11 protein-coding genes are annotated in these 14,643 nt (G+C 56.4%); 8 read left to right on the plus strand and 3 right to left on the minus strand.

Translation table 11 applies throughout. The annotated features are described in order from the left end of the window. Positions 1 to 5 precede the first annotated feature (5 nt). Positions 6 to 728: a ZIP family metal transporter gene (locus FWJ25_RS10180; protein ID WP_149600181.1), complete on the plus strand. Its 723-nt coding sequence runs from the start codon at positions 6 to 8 to the stop codon at positions 726 to 728. Here FWJ25_RS10180 and ftsH read toward each other — a convergent pair. The 3 genes from ftsH to ggt are packed head-to-tail and all read right to left on the minus strand — an operon-like array spanning position 696 to position 4,690. Continuing rightward, complete coding sequence (ftsH, locus tag FWJ25_RS10185; protein ID WP_149600182.1) at positions 696 to 2,639, minus strand: ATP-dependent zinc metalloprotease FtsH; 1,944 nt, start codon at positions 2,637 to 2,639, stop codon at positions 696 to 698. The two genes, FWJ25_RS10180 and ftsH, sit on opposite strands and share 33 nt — an antisense overlap. After that, positions 2,636 to 2,884 carry a thiamine-binding protein gene (locus FWJ25_RS10190; protein ID WP_149600183.1) on the minus strand — a complete coding sequence of 83 codons (249 nt, stop codon included), beginning with the start codon at positions 2,882 to 2,884 and terminating at the stop codon, positions 2,636 to 2,638. Before FWJ25_RS10190 ends, ftsH begins: the two co-directional genes overlap by 4 nt. A gap of 39 nt (positions 2,885 to 2,923) precedes the next feature. Further along, the gene (gene ggt / locus FWJ25_RS10195) at positions 2,924 to 4,690 is read right to left on the minus strand and encodes a gamma-glutamyltransferase (protein WP_246166757.1); all 1,767 of its coding nucleotides are present in this window, start codon (positions 4,688 to 4,690) and stop codon (positions 2,924 to 2,926) included. 143 nt (positions 4,691 to 4,833) lie between these two features. Between ggt and purU the strand changes: the two genes are divergently transcribed. The 7 genes from purU (at position 4,834) to cmk (ending at position 14,616) form a co-directional block, all read left to right on the plus strand. Beyond that, the gene (gene purU, locus FWJ25_RS10200; protein WP_149600184.1) at positions 4,834 to 5,688 is read left to right on the plus strand and encodes a formyltetrahydrofolate deformylase; all 855 of its coding nucleotides are present in this window, start codon (positions 4,834 to 4,836) and stop codon (positions 5,686 to 5,688) included. 126 nt (positions 5,689 to 5,814) lie between these two features. Continuing rightward, the gene (gyrA, locus tag FWJ25_RS10205) at positions 5,815 to 8,382 is read left to right on the plus strand and encodes a DNA gyrase subunit A (RefSeq protein WP_149600185.1); all 2,568 of its coding nucleotides are present in this window, start codon (positions 5,815 to 5,817) and stop codon (positions 8,380 to 8,382) included. Further along, on the plus strand, positions 8,379 to 9,461 hold the full coding sequence (gene serC / locus FWJ25_RS10210; protein WP_149600186.1) for a 3-phosphoserine/phosphohydroxythreonine transaminase: 1,083 nt from the start codon (positions 8,379 to 8,381) through the stop codon (positions 9,459 to 9,461). The genes gyrA and serC overlap by 4 nt, the downstream gene beginning before the upstream one ends. Before the next feature lie 2 nt (positions 9,462 to 9,463). After that, the gene (gene pheA / locus FWJ25_RS10215) at positions 9,464 to 10,561 is read left to right on the plus strand and encodes a prephenate dehydratase (RefSeq protein WP_149600187.1); all 1,098 of its coding nucleotides are present in this window, start codon (positions 9,464 to 9,466) and stop codon (positions 10,559 to 10,561) included. A gap of 23 nt (positions 10,562 to 10,584) precedes the next feature. Further along, entirely contained in the window at positions 10,585 to 11,709 is a 1,125-nt protein-coding gene (gene hisC / locus FWJ25_RS10220; protein WP_149600188.1) for a histidinol-phosphate transaminase, read from the plus strand. Beyond that, on the plus strand, positions 11,702 to 13,936 hold the full coding sequence (locus FWJ25_RS10225) for a bifunctional prephenate dehydrogenase/3-phosphoshikimate 1-carboxyvinyltransferase (RefSeq protein ID WP_246166758.1): 2,235 nt from the start codon (positions 11,702 to 11,704) through the stop codon (positions 13,934 to 13,936). Before hisC ends, FWJ25_RS10225 begins: the two co-directional genes overlap by 8 nt. Beyond that, positions 13,936 to 14,616, plus strand: a complete 681-nt coding sequence (gene cmk / locus FWJ25_RS10230; RefSeq protein ID WP_149600190.1) for a (d)CMP kinase — start codon at positions 13,936 to 13,938, stop codon at positions 14,614 to 14,616. Before FWJ25_RS10225 ends, cmk begins: the two co-directional genes overlap by 1 nt. Positions 14,617 to 14,643: the final 27 nt, after the last annotated feature.

The raw sequence follows: 14,643 nt of genomic DNA on the forward strand, positions 1-14,643 counted from the left end.
TAGATATGCTGACCGATATATTGTCCATTACCTTGCTGACTCTGATGGCGGGGGCGTGTATTCCTCTGGGTGGACTGCTCGCAAGTCTGGAAAGGCTCAGCCCCGGCTGGCTGGAGCAGGAGTTCCGCCATTTCGTGATCGCACTCGGGGGAGGAATCCTGTTGGGTGCCGTTGCGGTTGTCCTGGTTCCTCAGGGTAAGGAGAGCATGGGGGATTCGCTTTGGGCTATCCCGGCCATTGTGCTTGGTGGCATCCTGTTCTTTGCCATCGAGCGGGTGTTGGGACTGCAGAAGCGAGAATCGCCTCAGCTTATGGGGGTGATGCTTGATTTTGTGCCAGAGGCAACGGCGCTGGGCGGTGTGGCCATTGTCAGTCCGGATACGGCCTGGCTGCTTGCGCTACTGATTGCTATGCAAAATTTACCTGAGGGGTTTAATGCCTTCAGGGAGTTGTGCAATCTGGGTTACTCCTCCCGGAAAACCCTTGCCTTTATGACTTTCCTGGTTGCTGCCGGGCCCCTTGCTGGCTTGTCGGGTTATTTTCTTCTGGCCGATCGGCCGGTGATTCTCGGGGCCATCATGCTGACTGCCTCGGGGGGCATCCTGTACTTGCTGTTCCAGGATATTGCACCCCAGTCCCGGCTTGACCGGCACTGGGGGCCGCCTTTGGGTGCTGTGATCGGTTTCTGTATCGCGCTATTCAGTCACGATATGATCGCCCCGGTCTGATCGGGCTATTTTGGGTGCCTGCTGTTTACCGAGAAGGTCCTCGATTTGGTCCGCCGACAGGGTTTCTTGCTCAAGCACGGCCTTGGCCAAGGTATCGAGCTGGCTACGATGCTCCTGCAGGAAGTCTATCGTCGCTTTCTCCAGAGCCTGGAGTTGCGCCTGGATTTCGGAATCGATTAGTTCGGCCATCTTTTCACTGAATTCACGGGGCAGGCCCATCTCCCGGCCAAGGAACACGTTCTCTTCGCCGATGCTGAGTCCGAGTGGTCCAATCTTTTCACTCATGCCCCATTGGCCGATCATTTTCCTGATCAGTGATGTCGCCTCCTTGAGATCGTTCTGGGCGCCAGTGCTCACTTCTCCATAGACGACCTTCTCGGCAGAACGACCGCCGAGCATGACTTTGATCCTGTCCTTCAGATAGCTTTCGGTATAGGTGTAATGATCTTCCCGGGGGGTCTGCTCTGTAACCCCCATTGCCATGCCGTGGGGAATGATGGTTACTTTGGTCAGGGGATCTGCCTTGGGCATGTAGTACGCCATCAGGGCGTGGCCACACTCGTGATAGGCCACCGCCTCACGTTCTTCCGGGGTCATGTGGGCATCCCGTTCCTCGCCCAGGATGATCCGGTCCCGGGCCAGGTCAAAGCAGTGGGAGTTGACCTCATCAAGGTCTTCCCTGACGGCGGTCAGTGCGGCTTCATTCACCAGGTTTTTCAGATCCGCGCCGGAAAAACCGATAGTTCGTGCGGCAATTGCCTCCAGGTCTACATCGCTGGCCAGCGGTACTTTGCGCACGTGTACTTTCAGAATGGCCTCTCGCGCATCTTTGTGAGGGCGGTCCAGGGTGATCTTTCGGTCAAACCGGCCGGGGCGGAGCAGGGCGCTGTCGAGCACATCGGGCCGGTTGGTGGCAGCCAGAACGAGAATGTTTTCGTGAGCTTCAAAACCGTCCATTTCCGTCAGGATCTGGTTGAGGGTCTGCTCACGTTCATCGTGGCCGCCACCAAGGCCAGCACCACGGGAGCGTCCGACGGCATCAAGTTCATCAATAAAGATGAGTGCGGGGGCTTCCTTACGTGCAGTCTGGAACATGTCCCGCACCCGGGAGGCGCCAACACCCACAAACATCTCAATGAACTCTGAGGCGCTGATACTGAAGAAAGGCACTTCCGCTTCGCCGGCGATGGCACGGGCCAGAAGAGTCTTTCCGGTGCCTGGCGGGCCGACCAGCAGCACACCCTTGGGCATGACCGCTCCGAGTTCCCTGAAGCGTTCGGGGGACTTGAGGAAGTCGATAATTTCGGTGATTTCCCTTTTGGCAGACTCAATGCCGGCCACGTCATCCAGTGTGGTGGTAGAGGTTTCCTTGCGAGCGCGCCGGGCTTTGGATTTTCCAAAATCGAACGGTCCTCCACCCTGTCCCATCCGCCGCTGGGCAGCGCCCCAGAACCAGAACATCAGGGCCAGCAGCAGAATCCAGGGCAAGAACCCCCGAATCATCTCCTGCCACCAGGGCAGACCAGAAGGTGCGGCCTTGATGGTGACCTCATGCTCTTCCAGCAGCTCAAGCAGCGCCGGATCCTCCATCGGGGGGCGAACGGTATGAAATCCGGGGGTGCCTTGGGACGATTGTGAGGTGTCGCTGCTGAACCGGGCTGCACCGCTGTCGGTGAACAGGCCGCTGATATTCTCTTCTTTGAGGGTGACCTCTGATACCTGATCGCTGGAGACCGCGGTTTTGAAATCGGAGTAGGGCAGTTCCTGAAGCCGGGGCTGATCTTTATCCTGCAGCCAGAGTACCATCAAAAAGATGGCCGCACTGAGCCAGAGAAACGAGAGCTGGTTAGGAATGCCCGGTTGCTGGGAGTTTGATGGCTTCTGTTCCTGGGGTCCGTTCGGTGCAGTCATTTTGGCCTCCGGTCCCCCTCCATGATTTTTGCCACGAAGACGGACTTCCCATAGGTCTCGAAGGACCACTTCATGGTATCGGAGAGTACCTTCATGACTTCGTCATACTCACCGAAGATCTCGGTGCTCATGCGACCTGGATAGACTTCCAGGCCGGTCTGCTCCAGCCGGGCAATCAGGTCCCAGATGGGAGGTTTGTAGTCGTCCTTGAGTGGATAGCAGCTCAGTTGCACAGACAGATACATACACAACTCCTTTTTTGCGGAATACCTACGACGCCTTGGTCAGAACCCCATGGCTGACGAGGTGCTGCGCCGCGGGTCGGCGCCACCATAAAGGGTACCGTCCTCCCCCACCATAATACTCTGAATTGCCCCCATCGCCGAGTTGGTCACTACCTTGTGGCCACGGGATTCCAGCAGTTGGATAGTATCGGGGCTGATACCCTGCTCAATACGGATTTCATCCGGCAGCCACTGGTGATGAATCCGTGGCGAGCTGACGGAAGTCTGGATATTCATGCCGTGGTCGATCACATTCATGATCACCTGCAAGGTCGTGGTGATGATGCGCGACCCACCGGGACTCCCGGTTACGAGAACGTTTTTGCCATCCTTGCGCACTATGGTGGGGGACATGGAACTGAGCATGCGCTTGCCAGGTTCCACTTTGTTGGCTGCGCCGCCGATCAGTCCGTAGGTGTTGGGTACACCAGGTTTGGCGCTGAAATCATCCATTTCGTTATTCAGCAGGAAGCCAGCGCCTTTTACGGTAATGCCGGATCCGTAGCTGAAATTAATGGTGTAGGTGTTGGAAACCGCATTGCCCCACTGATCGACGACCGAAAAGTGCGTGGTTTCGTTGCTTTCGTACGGTGCTGGCTGTCCCGGCTTGATTTTGCTGGCCGGAGTAGCCTTGTCGGGATTGATTCGAGAGCGGAGTTTATCTGCGTAGACTTTGCTGGTGAGGCCTTTCAGTGGTACATCGACATAGTCTGTATCGCCCAGATATTCCGATCGGTCCGCGTAGGCCAGCTTCATGGCTTCTGCCATAAGGTGAATGGTTTTTGCGGAGTTGTGGCCAGATTCGCCGATCGGGTATCCCTCGAGAATATTCAGTATCTGTACAATGTGAGTACCGCCGGATGAAGGGGGCGACATTGAGTAGATGTCATAGCCACGATAATTGCCGTGCACCGGTTTGCGAACTTGCGGCGTGTAATTCTTCAGGTCATCCAGGGTAATCAGGCCGCCATGGCGTTCCATTTCATCGGCAATCAACTCCGCTGTCTTACCCTCATAGAAACCTTTCACACCGTCATCAACGATGCGTCGTAAGGTTTCTGCCAATTCTGGCTGGCGGAAGCGTTCGCCTGGTTTCCAGGCTGAGCCGTCCTTTTTGTAGAAGGTTTCCAGAGTGGCTGGCCAGCGGGTAAGGCGCTCCCGGGCCTGCTCCAGTCCGTCGGTAAATCGCTGGGGTACGATAAATCCGTCCTGGGCCAGCCTGATAGCGGGAATCAGCGCCTGCTCCAGTGAAATAGTACCGTGCCGTTCCAGCGCAAGTGCGAGCCCGGCAACGGTTCCCGGTACGCCTGCGGCAAGGTGAGTGAACCGGCTCCGGTCTTTGACTACATTGCCTTCCTGATCCTGGAACATGGCTTCTGTCGCCGCGGCAGGTGCCGTTTCACGGTAGTCGATTGCTTCCGGATCGGAACCATCTCCGGGGGCAATGAGCATGAAGCCTCCGCCACCTATATTGCCGGATCGTGGTTGGGTCACGGCCAGGGCAAAGCCTGCGGTAACCGCTGCATCCACGGCATTTCCGCCATTCTTCAAAACCTCAAGCGCTACGGTAGTTGCCAGCGTATGACTGGTGGCGACCATACCCTGACGGGCAACAGCAGGGTGGAATCGTTCGCCTTCCAGAATGGCCTGGGCGCAGACCTGAACACTGGTCAGGGTGAGCGTGCCTATCAGCAGGGCGGTGCTGAGGCGTCCTGAGCGCCTGCAGAAGCCTGCTCGGCGGATTTGCATGTGGGGAAGGTCGTCCATGTTCGTGTTCCTCGTTTCTGGCGTTCAGATAGGCTATCATAGCCGGTCATTTTCATAGGTGCGTACCGTCAGTCTGGCGACACATGCGTCAGCGATTCCCTTGCGCATCTGCTTTCCCGGATTTCAGTTAAGGAAAGGCTTTCATGGAGCATACCTATCGTCTTGTGATTTCCTGCCCGGATAGGGTCGGAATTGTCGCCAAGGTGAGTAATTTTCTATCCACCTATAATGGCTGGATTACTGAGGCGAGCCACCACTCGGATTTTCAGTCAGGGTGGTTCTTTATGCGGCACGAAATCAAGGCCAGTTCTATCCCGTTCGGTCTGGATCAGTTCCGCGCGGCGTTTGAGCCAATCGCGAAAGAGTTCAATATGAACTGGCACATCGCGGATTCCGCTCAGCCCAAGAAAGTTATCCTGATGTGCAGCAAGGAATCCCACTGCGTGGCAGACCTGTTGCACCGCTGGCACAGCAGTGAATTGAACGCTGAAATGGTTGCGGTCATTTCCAATCACGATGATCTGCGCCGGATGGTGGAGTGGCACGACATTCCCTATCACCATATTCCGGTGAGCAAGGAAAACAAGGAAGCCGCTTTCGCCCAGATCGACGACCTGTTCCAGCAGTATGAAGCCGATGTGGTTGTACTGGCGCGCTATATGCAAATTTTGCCGTCCGAGTTGTGCGCCAAATACGCAGGTAAGGTCATTAATATTCACCACAGTTTCCTTCCGTCCTTTGCGGGTGCCCGGCCATATCACCAGGCTCACAGCCGCGGGGTGAAGCTGATCGGAGCAACGTGCCATTATGTGACCGAGGATCTGGATGAAGGCCCGATCATCGAGCAGGACGTGATCCGCATTACCCACAGCGATTCCATTGAGGACATGGTTCGCCTTGGCCGGGACGTAGAGAAGAATGTGCTGGCCCGTGGCCTGCGTTCCCACGTCGAAGACAGGGTTATCACCTACGAAAACAAAACCGTAGTGTTTGATTGAGCCCGCTCCGCAGGTGCCCCGGAAGCGGGCGGACTGTGGTAGACTTGGCGGCTTATTGCAGAATAATCATGGGGCCCGGATACGGCCCCGGTACGACTTCCAGATAACGCAAAGGAACCTTTCTCGATGGGTGAATTAGCCAAAGAGATCCTGCCGGTTAATATTGAAGATGAGCTGAAACAGTCCTACCTCGACTACGCCATGAGCGTTATCGTCGGCCGGGCGCTTCCGGACGTGAGGGATGGCCTCAAGCCGGTACACCGTCGTGTTCTGTTCGCCATGTCAGAGCTGAACAACGACTGGAACAAAGCCTACAAGAAGTCTGCCCGTGTGGTGGGTGACGTTATCGGTAAATACCACCCCCATGGTGACTCTGCGGTATACGACACCATTGTTCGTATGGCTCAGCCGTTCTCCCTGCGTTATCCGCTGGTGGATGGTCAGGGTAACTTCGGTTCTATTGACGGTGACAACGCGGCAGCCATGCGTTACACCGAGATCCGCATGGAGAAAATTGCCCACTCCCTGCTGGCGGACCTGGACAAGGAAACCGTGGATTACGTCGATAACTACGACGGCACGGAGCGAATTCCGGAAGTACTGCCAACACGTGTGCCCAACCTGCTGGTGAATGGCTCCTCCGGTATTGCGGTTGGTATGGCCACCAATATCCCGCCCCATAACCTCACCGAAGTCGTTAATGGCTGCCTGGCGCTGATCGACAGTCCTGATCTGTCGATTGATGAGCTGATGGAATATATCCCGGGGCCTGATTTCCCGACCCAGGGCATCATCAATGGCCGCGCCGGTATCATGGAAGCGTATCGGACCGGTCGCGGGCGTATTTATATTCGTGCCCGCCATGAGATTGAACAGGACAAAAAGAGCGGTAAAGAGTCCATCATCATTACCGAGCTCCCATACCAGCTCAACAAGGCCCGTCTGATTGAAAAGATCGCCGAGCTGGTGAAAGAAAAGCGTATCGAGGGTATTACCGAGCTGCGTGACGAGTCCAACAAGGAAGGCATCCGGGTGGTAATTGAGCTGCGCCGCGGTGAAAACCCGGAAGTGGTCATCAATAACCTGTTTGCCCAGACTCAGCTGGAAACCGTATTCGGCATCAACATGGTTGGTCTGATTAATGGCGAACCGAAGACGCTGAACCTGAAAGAGCTGCTGGATGCATTCCTGCGCCATCGTCGTGAAGTCGTCACCCGCCGGACGATCTACGAGCTGCGAAAGGCCCGGGAACGTGGCCATATCCTTGAAGGTCTGACCGTTGCGCTGGCCAACATTGATGAAATCATCGAGCTCATTAAGACATCACCTTCTGCGGCCGAGGCTAAAGAAAAGTTGATGGCTAAGGGCTGGTCGCCGGGCGGTGTGATGGCGATGCTGGAACGTGCCGGTGAAGACGCCTGCCGCCCTGATGATCTGCCGGAAATCTACGGCCTGCGTGATGGCCTGTATCATCTTTCTCCGGAACAGGCACAGGCAATCCTGGATCTGCGTCTGCACCGCCTGACCGGTCTGGAAACCGAGAAGCTGCAGAACGAGTACAAGGACATTCTCGAGAAAATCGCTGATCTGCTGGATATCCTGGGTGATCCGGAGCGCCTGCTGCAGGTTATTCGTGACGAGCTGACAGAAATCGTAAACGATTACGGCGATGAGCGTCGTACCGAAATCACCAGCTCCCGCCGTGACCTGACTATCGCTGACCTGATTGATGAAGAAGACCTGGTGGTGACCATTTCCCACACCGGTTATGCCAAGACCCAGGCAGTTGAGGACTATCAGGCGCAGCGTCGTGGTGGCCGTGGTAAGGCTGCGACATCAATGAAGGATGAAGACTTCATCGAGAAGCTGCTGGTGGCCAATTCCCACGACACCATCCTGTGTTTCTCGAACCGCGGTAAGGTCTACTGGCTGAGGGTGTTTGAAATTCCCCGTGGCAGTCGTGGTTCCCGTGGTCGTCCCATGGTTAACATCCTGCCGCTGGATGAGGGTGAGCGTATTACCACCTTCCTCCCGGTACGTGATTATCCCGAAGACCAGTTTGTTCTGATGGCCACCTCTAACGGTGTCGTCAAAAAGACTCCGCTGCCGAACTTCTCCCGTCCGCGCAGCAGTGGCCTGATTGCGCTTAACCTGGATGAGGGCGATACCCTGGTCGGTGCTGCGATCACTGACGGCAACGCCGAGATTATGCTGTTCTCCAGTGCAGGTAAGGCTGTGCGTTTTGCTGAAGAGCAGGTGCGCCCGATGAGCCGCACGGCTCGTGGCGTGCGTGGTATCAAAATGCCGGAAGGCAAGCATGTTGTCTCCCTGATCATTCCGGAGGAGGGCGGCGTTATCCTGACCGCCAGTGAGCACGGCTACGGTAAGCGAACCGCCATCGAGGACTTCCCGGCCTACAGTCGTGGTAGTCAGGGTGTCATCGCCATGCAGTGTTCCGACCGCAACGGCGACCTTGTTCGCGCCCTGCAGTTGTTTGACGGCGACGAAATGATGCTGATTTCCGACAAGGGCACGCTTGTACGTACCCGCACTGACGAAGTGTCTGTGCTGAGCCGGAATACTCAGGGTGTGCGCCTGATCCGCCTTGCTCAGGAAGATGAGCGCCTGGTGGGCGTTGAGCGGATTGCAGAATCCGATGATGAAGAAGTTGAAGGTGAGGAAAGCGAAGAATGAGCAGGGCGTTCAACTTTTGCGCGGGTCCGGCCATGTTGCCGGAAGCCGTGCTGAAACAGGCCCAGAGCGAAATGCTGGACTGGCGCGGCACAGGTATGTCCGTGATGGAAATGAGCCATCGCAGTGACGAATTTGTGGAAATTGCTGAAACAGCGGAGAAAGATCTGCGTGAATTGGCTGGTATATCAGATGATTACGCGGTTCTTTTCATGCAGGGTGGTGCGTCCAGCCAGTTTTCCAGCATCCCGCTGAACCTGCTCGGTGAAAAGACGTCTGCCGACTACGTCAATACCGGTATCTGGTCCAAGAAGGCGATTGCCGAAGCCAAGCGTTATGGCAATGTGAATGTTGTGGCCAGTGCCGAAGACAGCGGGTTTGCCAGCATTCCCGATCAGTCTGCCTGGACAACCAGCGCCGACGCGGCTTATCTGCACTACACGCCGAATGAGACCATTGGTGGTCTGGAATTCGATTTTGTGCCTGAAAGCGGAAGCGTACCTCTGGTTGCTGACCTTTCCTCAACCATTCTGTCCCGTCCCCTGGATGTTTCGAAGTTCGGCCTGATTTACGCAGGCGCCCAGAAGAACATCGGTCCGTCTGGTCTGGTGGTGGTGATTATCCGCAAGGATCTGTTGGGTAAGGCGCGCAAAGAAACACCGACGATGATGAACTATCAGGTCATCGCAGATAACGATTCCATGTACAACACTCCTGCAACCTATTCCTGGTACCTGGCCGGTCTGGTATTCCAGTGGCTGAAGGAGCAGGGCGGTGTTCAGGCGATGGCTGAGTTGAACTCGCGTAAGGCGAAGAAGCTCTATGACTTCATCGATGGCAGTGACTTCTATGCCAATCCGATTGCCGCGCGTTTCCGTTCCTGGATGAACATTCCTTTTACCCTGGCGGATGATGGCCTGAACGGCGCGTTTCTCAAGGGTGCTGATGCCCGCGGTTTGCTGAACCTGAAAGGCCACCGCTCGGTTGGCGGGATGCGGGCGAGTATCTACAACGCCATGCCAGAAGCCGGTGTGGATGCCTTGATCCAGTACATGGCTGAATTTGCGAAGGAGCGGGGCTGATCATGAGTGACGAGCAGGCTCGCCTGGGTAAACTCCGGGTTGAAATTGACCGGATCGACCAGGAAATCATGGATCTGATCAGCGCCCGGGCACGCTGCGCCCAGGAAGTGGCCCATGTGAAGATGGACGCCAATCCCGGTGAGGATGTGTTCTTCTACCGTCCTGAGCGCGAAGCTCAGGTGCTGCGGCGGATCAAGGAGCAGAACCCCGGCCCGCTTTCCGGTGAGGAAATGGCCCGCTTGTTCCGGGAGATCATGTCTGCCTGCCTGGCGCTTGAGAAACCTATGCATATTGCATTTCTCGGGCCGGTCGGCACTTTCACGCAGGCCGCTGCTCTGAAGCACTTCGGGCACTCGGTTGTCAGTGTGCCGCTGCCGGCCATTGATGCTGTTTTCCGTGAAGTTGAGTCCGGTTCGGCTCATTATGGCGTTGTGCCGGTAGAGAACTCGACGGAAGGCATGATTAACCACACGCTGGATATGTTCATGTCATCCCAGTTGAAGATCTGTGGTGAGGTACAGCTCCGGATTCATCATCATCTGCTGGTGTCTCCCAAGCATGAAGGCCAGGAAATTACCCGGATCTATTCCCATCAGCAGTCGTTTGCCCAGTGTCGCCAGTGGCTGGATACGCACCGCTATGGCATTGAGCGAGTGACGGTTTCCAGTAATGCTGAAGCGGCACGTCGCGCTGCTGAAGAACCCGGTACGGCAGCCATTGCCGGCGATATGGCTGCTGAGCTGTATGGTCTGGATGTCGTAGCCAACAGCATTGAGGATCGCCCGGATAACACAACACGGTTCCTGATCATCGGGCGCGAAGAAGTGACGCCAAGCGGTCACGACAAATCGTCGATCCTGGTTTCCATGCGTAACAAGCCCGGCGCGCTTTACCAGCTGCTGGAGCCGTTCCACCGCCACGGTGTGAGCCTGACCCGCATTGAAACACGGCCATCTCCCAGTGGTACCTGGGCATATGTGTTCTACATCGACTTCGAAGGGCACATGGACGATGAGCAGGTGAAAAATCTGCTGGCGGAAGTTGATGATGAGGCGGTAGAGCTGAAGAGGCTGGGTTCCTATCCGATTGGCGTTCTTTGAGTCCGGAAAATTAAGGAAGGACTATGTCGATTGATTACCAGAGCCTGGCGGTCCGGGGAGTTCAGGCACTGTCTCCCTACCAGCCGGGTAAACCGATTGATGAGCTGGCGCGTGAGCTGGGGCTGAACCCGGCGGATATCGTAAAACTCGCCAGTAATGAAAATCCTTTGGGGCCTAGCGAGAAAGCCCTGGCAGCCGCCAGAGAGGCGCTGTCCGAGCTTTGCCTGTACCCTGACGGGAACGGCTTCGATCTCAAGCAGGCGCTGGCGAAGCGTTTTGGCGTGGATATGAGCCAGATTACGCTGGGTAACGGTTCTAATGACCTGCTTGAAGTTGTCGCCCGCTGTTTTGTCAGCAGCGATTCTGAGGTGATATTTTCCCAGTACGCGTTTGCGGTCTATCCAATCGTTACCCAGGCTATTGGTGCCAAGGGTATCTCGGTACCGGCGAAAGACTGGGGACACGATCTGGATGCCATGGCTGAGGCCGTTACCGATCGAACTCGCCTGATCTTCGTTGCCAACCCGAATAATCCCACCGGCACGGTACACGGACAGGAAGCCATTCAGTCCTTCCTTGATCGCATTCCGGCAAGTGTCATCGTGGTTCTCGACGAAGCCTACTGCGAATTCTTTGAGGGCGAGGATGCTCCGGACGGCCTCAAGCTGCTTTCCCGCTATCCCAACCTGATCGTTTGCCGCACCTTCTCCAAGGCATGGGGATTGGCTGCACTCAGGGTAGGGTACAGTTTCAGCTCTCCGGAAATTGCCGACATCCTTAATCGTGTAAGACAGCCGTTCAATGTGGATTCCATTGCATTGGCCGCGGCAACTGCGGTGCTGGATGATGAGGATTACCTGCAGCGCTCCCGCGAGGTGAATGCTAAAGGGCTGCGCCAGCTTGAGCAGGCGTTTGAAAGGATGGGACTTCCATTCATTCCATCGGTTGGCAATTTCATTGCGGTGGATGTCGGTGATCAGGCCATGGAGGTCTACCAGTCGTTGCTCAAGCAGGGCGTTATTGTCCGGCCAGTCGCAGGCTACGGTATGCCGAAGCATCTGAGGGTTTCTGTTGGTCTGCCGGAAGAGAACGAAAAGTTTATCCAGGCATTGGAACATGCGCTCGACGCTGTGAACCGGGGTGAATGACGTGCCTGAAACACCTTTGTTTCAGAGGGTTGCAGTTATCGGGCTTGGCCTTATCGGCGGATCGCTGGCTTCGGCAATTCGTCGTCAGGGGCTGGCCGGGACTGTGGTAGGAACGGATACGCGTCACGACGAACTGGCTCTGGGCGTGGAACTGGGTGTTGTCGATGAGGTTGCTGATACAGTTCGGGACGCGGTAGCAGGAAGCGATCTGGTTATCCTCGCTGTGCCGGTACGTGCTACGCGGTCAGTTCTCGAAGAGATCAAACCTTGGTTGTCCGGAAATACTCTGCTGACAGACGTTGGCAGCACCAAATCCAGCTTTGTTGCTGATGTTGAGGCGGTTTTCGGGAAGTGGCCCGCCAATGTCATCCCCGGCCACCCCATTGCAGGGTCCGAGAAGAGCGGTATCCGCGCGGCCAACCCGGACCTGTTCGCTAACCACAAAGTGATTCTTACCCCCTCCGGGCATTCTGATCAGGACGGTCTGAGCCGCCTTCGGCAACTCTGGGAAGGTTGTGGAGCGACAGTGCTGACCATGTCAGTTGCCTATCACGATGAAGTATTGGCCGCGACCAGCCATCTGCCTCATCTGATTGCGTTTTCACTGGTGGATACCCTCGCCGGTGAAGACGAGAATATGGATATCTTCCGGTATGCTGCTGGCGGTTTTCGGGATTTCACCCGGATTGCTGCCAGTGATCCGGTGATGTGGCACGATATATTCCTGTCGAATCGCGATGCTGTGTTGCGGGTTATTGATCACTTTACTCACGATCTGGACCAGCTGCGAACAGCGATAGCGAATCAGGATGGCGCTACGCTCATGCGGGTATTCAGTCGCGCCAAAGCGGCGCGTGAACATTTTTCGAAGATGCTTTCAGGACAGGCTTACGTGACAAACAACGCTGAAAAACAGGTAACGTTCCGCCTCCAGCCCGGTGGTGCTATCTCTGGAGATATCCGGGTTCCCGGTGATAAATCCATGTCTCACCGTTCAATTATGCTTGGGGCGCTGGCCGACGGCATTACTGAAGTGCAGGGGTTTCTGGAGGGCGAAGACAGCCTCGCGACACTCCAGGCATTCCGGGATATGGGAGTAACCATTGAAGGCCCGGAAAATGGCTTCGTTCGCATTCATGGTGTCGGTATCAACGGCCTCCAGGCGCCCCGTGGCCCGCTTTATCTCGGTAATTCCGGTACGGCCATGCGTCTGTTTGCTGGCCTGTTGGCGGCGCAGTCCTTCGATTCCGAGCTGACGGGTGATGCCAGTCTCTCCAAGCGTCCAATGGGCCGGGTTGCTGATCCATTGCGTGCAATGGGTGCCCGGATCGACACCGCAGAGGGCGGTCGTCCTCCCCTGAAGATTCACGGCGGCCAGCAGCTCACAGGCATTCACTATGAAATGCCCGTAGCCAGTGCTCAGGTGAAATCCTGCCTGTTGCTGGCAGGACTGTATGCAGGAGGTAGCACGTCGGTTACTGAGCCCGCGCCTACCCGTGATCACACAGAGCGCATGCTGGCTGGTTTTGGTTACCACGTGCATCGGGATGCGGCGACCTCAAGCGTTGTGGGTGGCGGCTCGTTGACGGCGACCAATATTGATGTGCCGGCGGATATTTCTTCCGCTGCGTTTTTCCTGGTCGCAGCGAGTATCGCTCCTGGTTCTGATCTGACTCTGCGTCATGTGGGTATGAACCCGACGCGGGTCGGTGTTATCAATATTCTTCGACTGATGGGCGCAAACATTGAAGTGCTCAATGAGCGGGAAATTGGTGGCGAGCCGGTAGCTGACCTCCGGGTCCGGTCGGCAGAACTGAAGGGCATCGACATTCCGGAAGATCAGGTTCCGCTGGCTATTGATGAGTTCCCTGTACTGTTTATTGCTGCAACCTGTGCAGAGGGGCGTACTGTTCTCAGAGGTGCTGAAGAGCTGAGGGTCAAGGAAAGTGATCGCATTCAGGTCATGGCGGATGGCCTCGCGGCAGTGGGCGTAGAAACCACTGTCACGCCAGATGGCATTATTATCGACGGCGGCCAGACGATAGGCGGAGGCAAGGTCGACAGCCACGGTGACCACCGGATTGCCATGTCATTTGCGGTTGCTTCGCTTCGGGCGGAAGGCGAGATTGAGGTGACCGATTGCGCGAACGTGGCTACGTCATTCCCGGGATTCGTCGAGCTGGCCCGTCAGACCGGGATCAATATTTCCTCCGAAGGAGCTGAATGATGTCTCAGGTGCAGGCGCCCGTTGTTACGGTAGACGGCCCTGGTGGATCCGGAAAGGGAACGGTTACACAGATGCTGGCCCGGGAATTGGGCTGGCACCTGCTGGACAGTGGTGCCCTGTATCGGCTGACGGCTCTTGCGGCTATTCGGCAGGGTGTTGCGCTGGACGATGAGTCTGCTCTGGTTGATGTAGCGGCTACGCTTGATGTGTCCTTTGAGCCGACGCCTCCGGGTGAGCCCGCCAAGGTGATCCTGGCTGGTGAGGATGTGACCTCGGAAATTCGTACGGAAATCTGCGGGGATAATGCCTCCCGGGTTGCGGTAATGCAGCCGGTTCGGGATGCGCTGTTGCAGCGCCAGCGGGATTTTCGCCAGGCGCCGGGCTTGGTGGCGGATGGCCGCGATATGGGAACGGTGGTTTTTCCTGATGCTCCGGTCAAGATTTTTCTGACCGCAAGCGCCGAAGAGCGAGCCCGCAGGCGATACAATCAGTTGAAGGAAGCCGGGGTGGATGTTAACATGTCCGCCCTCTTGGAAGAGATACGGGTGCGTGACGAGCGGGATATGAACCGTTCTGCGGCCCCTCTCAAGCCTGCGGATGATGCGCAAGTCATTGATTCTACAGGTTTGAGTATAAAGGAGGTGTTGGACAGGTGCATGGCTGCGGTTAGCCAGGCCTGACTACACCTTTTTGTCGTTGGAATGCCG

Origin of the sequence: Marinobacter salinexigens (assembly GCF_008370345.1) — a bacterium.
Classification (GTDB): Bacteria; Pseudomonadota; Gammaproteobacteria; order Pseudomonadales; family Oleiphilaceae; genus Marinobacter; species Marinobacter salinexigens.